This window comes from Nonomuraea harbinensis, assembly GCF_019396385.1.
Classification (GTDB): Bacteria; Actinomycetota; Actinomycetes; order Streptosporangiales; family Streptosporangiaceae; genus Nonomuraea; species Nonomuraea ferruginea.
The window spans coordinates 1-10,104 of record NZ_JAHKRN010000100.1 but is presented as its reverse complement, the minus strand read 5'-3'; the positions used below and the strand labels follow the sequence as shown (position 1 = coordinate 10,104).

Below are 10,104 nucleotides of genomic sequence, written 5' to 3'. Positions count from 1 at the left end.
CGTTGAGCCGCCACTTCTGGTTGTTCTGGCCGTTGCAGTCCCAGATGATCACCGCGCTGCCGTCGGACGTCCCGGCCCCGTTCACGTCCAGGCACTTGCCGCCGTACACCCGCAGCTCACCGGCACTGGTGACGGTCCACTGCTGGTTCGCCTGGCCGTTGCAGTCCCAGATGAGCACCTGCGCGCCGTTGGCCTGGGAAGCGCCGTTGACGTCCAGGCAGCGGTTCGACCCGACTCCCCTGAACGCGCCCGTGTCCCCCGAGGGCTGCCCCCCGGGCCCGGCGGACGCGATCACGGCCTGGGCGCCGGCCGGCCAGGCGCCGTTGGTCACGGTGACGTTGTTGTTCACCACGTTGCCGCGGTCGCCGTTGGTGATGTTGGTGCTGCCGTTGGTCGACCAGTTGCCGGTGACGGTGAAGTCGCCCATGTTCTCGCCGTACCAGTAGTTGGCGGTGGCCCAGGTGCCGGTGTTCGCCAGCACGTTGTTCCTGACGGTGTAGTACCGCGAGCCCTCGTCGAAGTAGATGCCGAACCAGCCGTTGGTGCGCAGGCAGTGGTTGTCGCTGATCACCGCGCCCGGGTTCCACGACAGCGTGTAGATGCAGCCGCCGTCGGTCATCTGCTGCATGACGTCGTGCACGTAGTTGCCGACGAGCCGGTTGCCGGAGGCGGTGGTGGGCGTGGTGTAGCGCGGCTGGAAGTCGTACAGGCCGCGGCCGGCGTAGTGGGTGCTGCCGCCCGGCTCGTTGGCGCCCCAGCCGTACCCGATCGACATGCCGGTGTACGGCATGTTGTAGACCTCGTTGTGGGACACGTCGGTGCCGGTGACGTAGGTGGTCAGGACCGAGACGACGCCCCGGTGGTCCAGGCCGAGGTCGTGGATGCGGTTGTGGCTGACGGTGATGTCCCGGTTGACCATCCGCTGGTCACTCGGGTGGTGGGCGTCCGCGCGCACGCCGCCGACCACGATGCCGCCGGCCGCGCTGTGGGCGATCTCCGACCGGGTGACCGTGATGCCGGCGGCGCCCAGGCCGACACCGCCGGCGTGCGCGTTGGCGTCGTTGCCGATGCCGATGGCCGTCTGTCCCAGGTTGACGAAGCGCGAGTCGGTGAAGGTGACGGTGTTCGCCGCGGAGACCTGCACGGCGGCCGGCATCTGGTACCAGTTCGGCCGGGTCGCCTCGAACTGCCGGCAGCCCTGGTGGCAGGAGGTGAAGGCGGGCCAGCTCCAGTTGCCCGCTATGTAGGCGCCGGTCTGCTGGTCCGCGTAGCCCTGGTTGACGCCGGGGCCGAGCCAGCTCGTGCCGGTGAAGGTGATCCCGCTGAAGGTGATGTGGTGCGCCGGCGCGTCGTAGGTTCCCCCCACGTGCACCAGCGACTGGAGCACCGGCAGCTCCACGCTGACCTGGCTCATGTTCTGCCCGGGGAGCGGGATGTAGGACAGGGCGCCGGTCGCGGGGGCGAGGTACCACTCCCCCGGCGAGTCGAGGAACTCGTAGGCGTTGGTCAGGTGGAGCGGCCCCGCCCGGTGCGGACTGGTGAAGGTGTCGTACCCGAAGTTGTTGTTGTTCCAGGCAGGCTGCCGCATCGTGATGAGGTTGCCGCTGATGCTCTGCACCGGCGCGTACCGGTCGGTGAAGGAGCCGACGCTCTCCATCTCCACCCGGCCCTGGTCGGCGAGGTTGTTCAGGTAGCTCAGCGCGCTGCTGGTGAACCTCATCCCGGTGCTGCTCGCGGTGAAGTCGGACCGGTTGACGGCGGTGCGCGCCCGGGTGGCGAGCGCGCCGTCGACGTACAACTGCCGGGTGTCGATCCCCGCCCCGACGTTGGCGCGCCAGATGTTCCTCGCCGAGTCGGCCAGGGTCCATCCGGTGACCGCCCTGGCTCCGCTGATGACCGGGACGGCCCCCGCCGCGGCCTGCCATCTGACGACGTAGCCGTTGTCGCCGGAGTCGGCGGCGGTCAGCCGGAGCGGCGAGGACAGCCGATACACCCCGCCGGCCAGCTCCACGACGATGTCACCGGACATCCCGGCGTTCAGCGAACGGACCGCCGTCTGCGCCGCGGCCAGCGAGCACGGCTGGCTGGAGGTGCAGCCGGTGCCGGTGCCGGCGGGTGACGCGTACAGGGTCGTGGTGGCCGCGCGGGCCGGGGTGGCGGGGGCGACGAGGGCGAACGCCGCGGCCAGCACGGCGGTGACGACGCCGATCAGGACCGGTCTGAGCATCGTGACGGGTGGCGGTAAGTGCACAGTCGTTCCTTCGGGGGGTAGGCGTTTGGCCAGGTCACGCCCTGTTCGTCAGGCAGGTGACGCCGTTGCGGGGCCGAGCGGGCGTGGACCGCCGGTCTCGCTCCTAATTACCTTTGGAGTAGGGATACCCGTCAACCCCTTAAGCCTTCTTATTCCCCGATGCGCGCACCGAGAGTGCGACCACGGGGCGCCGCTTTACGCTTTCACCAGTGGTAACACCAGTGACCACGCTTGTCTGCGCCCGCGACTCTCGGATGAACCGTTCATATGTGTCGTACTTATTGGGCGGCGCCGGAGGCGTGGAGGGTCGGCTCTTCCGTCATACTCTTCAGGGAACGCCGAGGAGGAAGCACGGTGACTGAGGCCCCGCGCGAGAGCGGATACCGGCCGGGCTACGAGGTAGCCGCCGAGCAGGTGCTGGAACTGATCGTCAGGCTCGGCCTGCGTCCGGGTGACCGCATGCCGACCGAGAACGAGCTGGCCCGGCAACTGGGCACCAGCCGCACCGTGGTGCGCGAGGCGGTGAAGATCCTCTCCGCGCTCGGCCGCGTACGCGCCCAGAAGGGCCGCGGCCTGTACGTGGCCGACGACGAGGGGATGTTCGGCACCGGGCGCTGGGGGGCCTTCTTCCTCCCGACCGACCTCGACCACGTCTACATGCTGTTCGAGTTCCGCCGGACGCAGGAGATGGAGACCAGCCGGCTGGCCGCCCGGCGCGCCACCCCCGCCGAGCTGAGGGCCATCGAAGAAGCGGCCGGACTGTGCCGCCGCGGCTACGAGACCGGACGCGAGGAGCTGTTCAACGAGGGCGACGACGCCTTCCACACCGCTGTCGCCGCCGCCTCGCACAACATGTTCCTCCAGGTCGGCGTGCGGGAGGCCCGCAGGCTGCAGGCGCAGTCGAGCCTCATCGGCCTGCGCGGCTCGGTGGGCGGGCACGCCGCCAAGGCCGTGGAGGAGCACGACGCCATCTACCAGGCCATCCGCGCCGGCGACCCCGAAGCGGCCGCCCAGTCCGCGGCCCTGCACATCGACAACACGCTCGACGACTACCGCAAGGAGATCCAGCAGCGTCTCTTCTCGTCCCCCTGATCCGGGCGGGCGCCCGGCTCCGGCTCATCCCGGAGACCGCGTCGCGGGTGAGGAGTCGTCGACCGCCAGCAGCCGCCGCCCGGCGTGCTCCGGCCGGATGTGGGGGCCCTCGGCCGCCCTGGCGTCCGGACGGCGGGCGAACGCGTTGATCGCCTGCTCATCGACCGTGATGCCCAGACCCGGAGAGTCGCCGAGGACGAACGCGCCGTCCTCGACGTACAGGTCGAGCGACAGCCCGAACGGCGGGTGCAGATCCTGCAGCTCGCTGGCCAGATGGTTCGGCACCGACGTCGCGGCGTGCAGCAGCGCGACGGGCGTGGCGCCGATCGGGCTGACCGGCAGGTCGTGGGCGTGCGCCAGCGCGGACACCCGGAGAAAGTGGGACACCCCCCAGACGACGGCCGTCTGGACGATGTCCACGGCGCCCGCGGCCAGCAGCGGGCGGAACTGCTCAAGGCCGGTGAGGTTCTCCCCCGTGGCGACGGAGGCGCGGATCCCGCGGCCGACCGCGGCCAGGCCGTCGGCGTCCCACCGCCGCACCGGCTCCTCGATCCACGTGAGATCCAGCGTGCGTTCGAGCTCGCAGACGTGCCGGACCGCCTGCTTGCGGTTCCAGGCCTCGTTCACGTCGAGCATCAGGCCCGGCCGCGCTCCGCGCCCCGCCTCGGTCAGGACCTCCCCTACCAGCGTGAGGCGGTGCCGGTCGCGTTCGATGTCGAGGCCGCCCTTGATCTTGGCCGCGCGCAGACCGTGCCCGGCGTAGACCTGGTAGACCGAGACGAGTTCGTCGTCGGACAGGCCGATGTCGAGGCCGGAGGCGTAGGCGGGCACTCCCCGGTCGCGCCCGCCGAGCAGGCGCCAGAGCGGCTCACCGGCCGCCCGCGCCTTGATGTCCCACAGGGCGGTGTCGAGCGCGCCGATCGTGCCGAACATGGCCCCGGCGTGGCCCGCTTTGAAGGTCCGCCGCAGCATGCGGTCGTAGAGCGCCGTCACGCCGCGCGGATCCTCTCCCTCGATCGCGGCGAAGACCGTGTCGATCTCCACGTGCGGCCCGAGGCCGACGCCGGTGATCCCCTCGTCGGTGTCCACCATGACGAGCGGCACCGGGACGACTCCGTCGGCGAAGACACCGTTGACGTCACCGACGGGACGACCCCATTCCTGGACCGTCGTCATGGTGCGATAGCCAGTGATCCGCATGTCAGCCTTTCGTGGAGCCGGCGGTGATCCCGTCGGTGATCTGGCGCTGGAGGAACAGGTAGATCATCAGCACGGGCACCGCGGCGATCAGGACACCCGAGGCGAAGACGGGGATGTCGCCGGAATACTGCCCGCGCAGGGCGTTGACCCCGATCATGAGGGTGCGGTTCTCCGGCGACGGCATCATGAGCAGGGCGATGAGCACGTCGTTCCAGCAGAACAGGGCGTCGAGAATGCCGACCGACAGCAGCGCGGGGGCGCCCAGCGGGAGCATGATCCGAAGGTACACGCCGTACACCGTGTTGCCGTCGATCCTGGCCGCGTCGACGATCTCCGCCGGAATGGTCCTGTAGTGACTCGTCATCAGGAAGACGGTGAACGGGAGGAACTGGGCGACGTAGGCCAGGATCAGCCCCGGATAGGTGTCGATGAGCCCGCTGTCGGCCATGACCCTGGTGAGCGGGACCATGATCACCTGGAACGGGACGAACAGTCCCGCGAGACAACCCAGGAAGATCATCGAGGAACCGCGGAACCGGAGCCGAGCCAGCGCGAAGCCCGCCATCGACCCCAACAGCAGCAGCAGGGCCACGGCGCACGCCACGACGATGAACGAGTTGACGAAGTACCCCGCCATTCCGGCGCCGGCCCACGCCTCGGCGAGGTTGTCCCACCGCGGGGAACCCGCCGGGGAGAACCGGTCGAGGACGTACTCCCGGCGGGTCTTCATCGCGACGTTGGCGGTGAACACGAGAGGATAGATCGTCGCCAGCGCGAGAGCGGCCATCGGAACGGCGGCCACCCACCTGGCCGGACGCGTCCTGGGCATCAGTCCTGCCTCCCGGCGCGACGGAGCAGGGTGATCTGCAGGAGCCCCACCACGAGCATGACGACGAAGAGAACCGTCGAGGCGGCCGAGGCGAGCGCCGGCCGGTTCATCTGTCCCTGCTGGTGCCAGATGTAATACTCCGGCAGGTAGGTGGACCCCTCCGGGCCCCCGCTGGTCATGACGAAGAGCAGGCCGAACATGGACGTCAGCATTCCGATCATCGTCGTCACGAAGACGAACTGAATGGTGCGGGTCAGGCTCGGGATGATCACGTGCCAGATGGTCCGGCGGAGTGAGGCGCCGTCCACGCGGGCGGCGTCCAGCAGCGAGGCGTCCAGGGTGCTGAATCCCGCGAGGAACACCACCAGGGCCATCCCGAACGTCGCCCAGATGTGCACGCCGACCACCGTGAACATGGCGATGCCCGGATCGCCCAGCCAGTCGACGGGGCCGGCGCCGATCGCCGCGAGGGCGGAGTTCAACGGGCCCTCGTACCCGAGCATCAGGTTGAAGATCGCACCGACGATCACCGGTGAGAGCACGGCCGGGAAGAAGTAGACGCTGCGGTAGACCCGGTGACCCGGCACCCGCAGATAGATGAAGGTCGCGAGCAGACCCGGAATCGCCACCGCCAGGGGAAGCAGCAGCACCAGCAGCCCGACGTTGCGCAGCGAGAGGTGGAACAGCGGGTCGCCGGCCAGCTCCAGGTAGTTGCCCGGCCCGACGAAGGTTCCGTTGAACTCGCCATCGCCCGTGAAGGAGAAGTTGACTCCCAGGGCCAGCGGCCACAGCCGCAGCGCCACGATGATCAGTACGGCCGGGGCCACCAGGACGTAGGGCGCGAGGCGCTCGGCGCGCACCGTGCCGGCTGCCGTACGGGCTCGTCGCTTCACGGCCGCTCCGCCGGCCGGCCGGGCCGGCGGCGACGGGCCTCCGATCGGCACGCGGTCAGCCCGTCCGGTCGGAGGCGGCCAGCTGCTCCACCGCCTCGTCCACGGTGGCCGACCCGCTCAGGAGCTGCTGGGACAGCCGTCCCATCAGGTCCAGGGTCTTGGACGACAGCGCCACGTGCAGGGCGGGCCTGCCGGTCCTGATCTCAGAGGCGATCGCGGTGGCGGCCGGGCCGGCCCGCGAGACGTCGATCGTGGTGTCGGACGTGATCGCGCCGGCCTCGGCGTAGAACGCCGTCAAGGCGTCGGTCGAGGTCAGGGCTCGCACCAGATCGGCGGCCAGTGCGGGGTCCTTCGTCCCCTTCGCGACCGCGTAGCCGATGCCGCCGTCATACGGAAGGCTCGGGGTGGCTCCGTCGGTGACGACCGGGGCCCGCATGACGCCGATCTTCTCGGGCGGCAGGAACTCTCCGAAGTCCTTCCAGTGCCCGATGTCCGACATCAGGCCGATGATGTGAGCGGCCTTTCCGGTCTCGAAGACTGTGAAGATGTCGGTGAACATCGCGGTGGAGTTGGCGCCGCGGTTGTTCAGCCCCTTGTCGCCGGCGTCCTTCCACAGCTCGAAGATCCGCCGTACGTGGGGAGAGGTCCAGTCGCGCTTTCCGGCGATCCAGTCGTCGTACTCCCGGGGCGTGAGGATCCCGGATCCGAGGCCCGACAGGAAGAACTGGATGCCGAAGCCTTCCTTGTTCCCGAGCGCGAAGCAGGCGGCCCCGGTCGTCTTCTTGATGGCGGCGCAGCCGCTGACGAACTCGTTCCAGGTTTTGGGCGGGTCAGCCGGGTCGAGGCCGGCCGCTTCGTAGAGCGTCTTGTTGTAGTAGATCGGGTGCCCTTGCAGGGTCACCGGTGCGGCGTAGACCTTGCCGTCCTCGCTGAACGCTTCCCAGCCCGCCAGCCGGCTCCTGTCCTCGGCCACGTACCGGTCCAGCGGAAGGAGCGTGCCGGCCCGGTCACGGATCTGCCCACCCCCGTTGAAGAGCATGACGTCGGGCGCCTTGTCCGACTGGCTCGCCGTGCCGAGCAGGGTGTAGTACTGGTCGTACGGCTGGGCGACGAACTCGACGGTGACCCCTGGATGCCGCTGGGCGAAGTCCGCCTTCGCCTTCTCGACGTAGGCCGCGGCGGCCGGCTCACCGGACTTCCAGTCCCAGACCACGAGCTTCCGCTGCGAGTCTCCGGACGGGGAGCCCGTCCGGGTCGCGCTTCCACAGCCGGCCACGGCCAGGGCCGCGACCATCAGGGCCGACCATAACGCTCGGTGCTTCATCGCTGCCCGCTTTCCGGGAGCGGCCGCCGGATCAGGCCGTCTGCGGTCAAACGTAATTCGTATGACGTCTCACGGCAAGGGATCGTGCGTATACTGACCGCGGTGACGCTGTCACCTGCCAGGCCACCGGAGGCGACATGACGGCATCGCGGGAAACGGCCGGCAGTGACCCGGCGCCACCGGCCTGGGTACGCCGCCCGGCGAGTCTCGCCAGAGCGGTTACCGCCGAGCTGGTGGAGCGCATCGTGCGCGGTGTGCACCCGCCGGGGACACCGTTGCCCCCCGAGCCCGCGCTGTGCGAGACCTTCTCCGTGAGCCGCACCGTCGTGCGGGAGGCGGTGAAGATCCTGCAGGAGAAAGGGCTGGTGCAGGTCCGCCAGGGCTCCGGCACCATGGTCACTCCCCCGGCGACCTGGGACATGCTCGACGAGCTCGTCCTCACCGCGACCATCGCCGAGGACGAGAGCCTGGCGATCCTCGACGACCTCGTCGTCACCCGGCGCGTGCTGGAGTCCGACATGGCCAACGTCGCCGCCCGCCTGGCCGGGCCGGACACCGTAGATCAGCTACGAGCGCTGGTGGATCACATGGACGAGCTCGTGGACGACCCGGTCACGTACGCCGAGAGCGACCGCGCCTTCCACGACACCATCATGCGGGCCTCGGGCAACCGCATCGCTCGTGGCGTCGTACGGTCACTCGAAGGCCAGGTCGTCAACACCGCCCGCTACCTGGGCAGGACCGAGCGGGCCCTGTGCGTGGCGTCGAACCTCGGCCACCGCCGCATCTACGAACGCATCGCCGCGCACGATCCCGACGGCGCCGCCGAGGCGATGTTCCGCCACATCACCGACGCCTGGATCGTCCGCCGCAGCGGGACGGCCGATCCCGTACGGCTGCAGCGCTAGCACGGACATCCCGCTCGGGCATCCGGACGATCTGAAAGTTTCATCGCGGCAGATCAGGGGTGGCCGCGGCGGCTTGTCCTGGTCAGGCGGAGGAGCGGCGGGATCTCCCCGGGCGAGGGCCCTCGACGTCGGGCGGGCCGGGCCTTGACAGGTCTTGTCACGGTCATATTTGCTCCGCTGCACCATCGCCATCAGCCGCCAGAAAGAAAGGGGGGACCGATTACGGCGCTATTGCGTTAGCGCTAACACCTGAAATTACCGACCAGCCGACCGATGCGCGCCGGTCGGCGGGTTTCGATCGGCGGAACGTGGCGGCGTCGACCCTGATATCACCGGCGCCCGCAAGGCGAGGCACATACTTCCCATTCACGTGTGGCACCACCACAACGGCAAAGGAAATCGCGTGATGTCGAGGCTCAGGCTCCTCCTCACCGCCATCGCGTCGGCGGCACTGCTCGTCGTTCCGACCACGGGGCAGACGGCGCTGGGCGACAGCGCGACCCCGTCGCGCACGCAACAGAGCGCCCTCGCGCCCACCGCGGGATGCGGCAAGACCCCGACTCTCAGAAGCGGCGCCCAATCGATTACCACGAACGGCAGAAATCGAAGCTTCGTCCTGAGAATTCCAGACGGCTACAACAACACGACCCCCTACCGGTTGATTTTCGGATTCCACTGGAACGGCGGCACCGCCAACGACGTCGACTCGGGCGGAACCAGTGGTTATCCGTGGTCCTATTACGGGCTCAGGGCGCTGTCGAACGGCACCGCGATCTTCGTCGCGCCTCAGGGACTCAACAACGGCTGGGCCAACTCGGGCGGCGAGGACGTCACCTTCGTCGACGACATGATCCGGAGGATCGAGGCGGACCTCTGCGTGGACACCGCACAGCGCTTCGCCCTGGGCTTCAGCTACGGCGGCGGCATGAGCTACGCGCTCGCGTGCGCCCGGGCGACGGTCTTCCGCGCGGTGGCGGTCTACGCCGGCGCGCAGCTCAGCGGCTGCAGCGGCGGCACGGAGCCCGTCGCGTACATCGGACTGCACGGCCTCAGGGATTCGGTGCTCAACATCTCCGCGGGCCGGTCGCTACGTGACAGGTTCGTCAGGAACAACGGCTGCACACCCCAGAACCCGCAGGAGCCCGCCCAGGGCAGCCTGACGCACATCGTCACCTACTACTCGGGATGCCGGACCGGGTATCCGGTGGCGTGGGCGGCGTTCGACGCGGGCCACACCCCCGGTCCCGTGGACGGGAGGCCTGGCGACTTCGAACCCGGCGAGAACTCCTGGACCAGGCCCGTGGTCTGGAACTTCTTCACGCAACTGGGAGGCGGCGACCCGAATCCGCCCGACACGAGCGCGCTGCGGGGTGTGGGGTCGAACCGCTGCCTGGACGTCAACGGCGCTTCCCAGGCGAACGGCGCGCAGGTGCTGATCTGGGACTGCAACGGCCAGGCCAATCAGCAGTGGACCGTCACCAGTGCCGGTGAGCTGCGGGTGTACGGCGGCAAGTGCCTGGACGTGAACGGGGCCGGGACGGCCGACGGCAGCGCGGTGATCATCTGGGACTGCAACGGCCAGAACAACCAGAAGTGGCGCCTCAACA

Annotated in this window: 8 protein-coding genes; 3 read left to right on the top strand and 5 right to left on the bottom strand. The window is 69.2% G+C overall.

What is annotated here, in order from left to right; translation table 11 throughout:
* Positions 1-2,227 (bottom strand): ricin-type beta-trefoil lectin domain protein (locus KME79_RS46035; RefSeq protein WP_246641408.1); only part of this gene is annotated, 2,227 nt, incomplete at its 3' end.
* A 378-nt stretch (positions 2,228-2,605) separates the two neighbouring features.
* On the opposite strand from KME79_RS46035, the gene KME79_RS43890 reads away from it, so the two are divergent.
* Positions 2,606-3,343 carry a FadR/GntR family transcriptional regulator gene (locus KME79_RS43890; protein WP_219552531.1) on the top strand — a complete coding sequence of 246 codons (738 nt, stop codon included), beginning with the start codon at positions 2,606-2,608 and terminating at the stop codon, positions 3,341-3,343.
* Between the two features lie 24 nt (positions 3,344-3,367).
* On the opposite strand, the gene KME79_RS43885 is transcribed toward KME79_RS43890, so the two are convergent.
* The 4 genes from KME79_RS43885 to KME79_RS43870 are packed head-to-tail and all read right to left on the bottom strand — an operon-like array spanning position 3,368 to position 7,559.
* A complete protein-coding gene (locus KME79_RS43885; protein WP_219552529.1) occupies positions 3,368-4,519 on the bottom strand; it encodes a mandelate racemase/muconate lactonizing enzyme family protein in 1,152 nt (383 codons plus the stop codon).
* A 25-nt stretch (positions 4,520-4,544) separates the two neighbouring features.
* Positions 4,545-5,372 carry a carbohydrate ABC transporter permease gene (locus KME79_RS43880; RefSeq protein WP_148032241.1) on the bottom strand — a complete coding sequence of 276 codons (828 nt, stop codon included), beginning with the start codon at positions 5,370-5,372 and terminating at the stop codon, positions 4,545-4,547.
* Positions 5,372-6,265, bottom strand: coding sequence for a carbohydrate ABC transporter permease (locus tag KME79_RS43875; protein WP_219552528.1), 894 nt, complete (start codon positions 6,263-6,265; stop codon positions 5,372-5,374). The genes KME79_RS43880 and KME79_RS43875 overlap by 1 nt, the downstream gene beginning before the upstream one ends.
* Positions 6,266-6,320: 55 nt before the next feature.
* Positions 6,321-7,559, bottom strand: coding sequence for an ABC transporter substrate-binding protein (locus tag KME79_RS43870; RefSeq protein WP_219552527.1), 1,239 nt, complete (start codon positions 7,557-7,559; stop codon positions 6,321-6,323).
* A gap of 167 nt (positions 7,560-7,726) precedes the next feature.
* Here KME79_RS43870 and KME79_RS43865 point away from each other — a divergent pair, with 167 nt between their 5' ends.
* Both KME79_RS43865 and KME79_RS43860 read left to right on the top strand, forming a co-directional pair.
* Positions 7,727-8,497, top strand: coding sequence for a FadR/GntR family transcriptional regulator (locus tag KME79_RS43865; protein WP_148032243.1), 771 nt, complete (start codon positions 7,727-7,729; stop codon positions 8,495-8,497).
* Positions 8,498-8,903: 406 nt separating this feature from the next.
* On the top strand, positions 8,904-10,104 hold a 1,201-nt coding region (locus tag KME79_RS43860), incomplete at its 3' end, for a ricin-type beta-trefoil lectin domain protein (protein WP_246641406.1).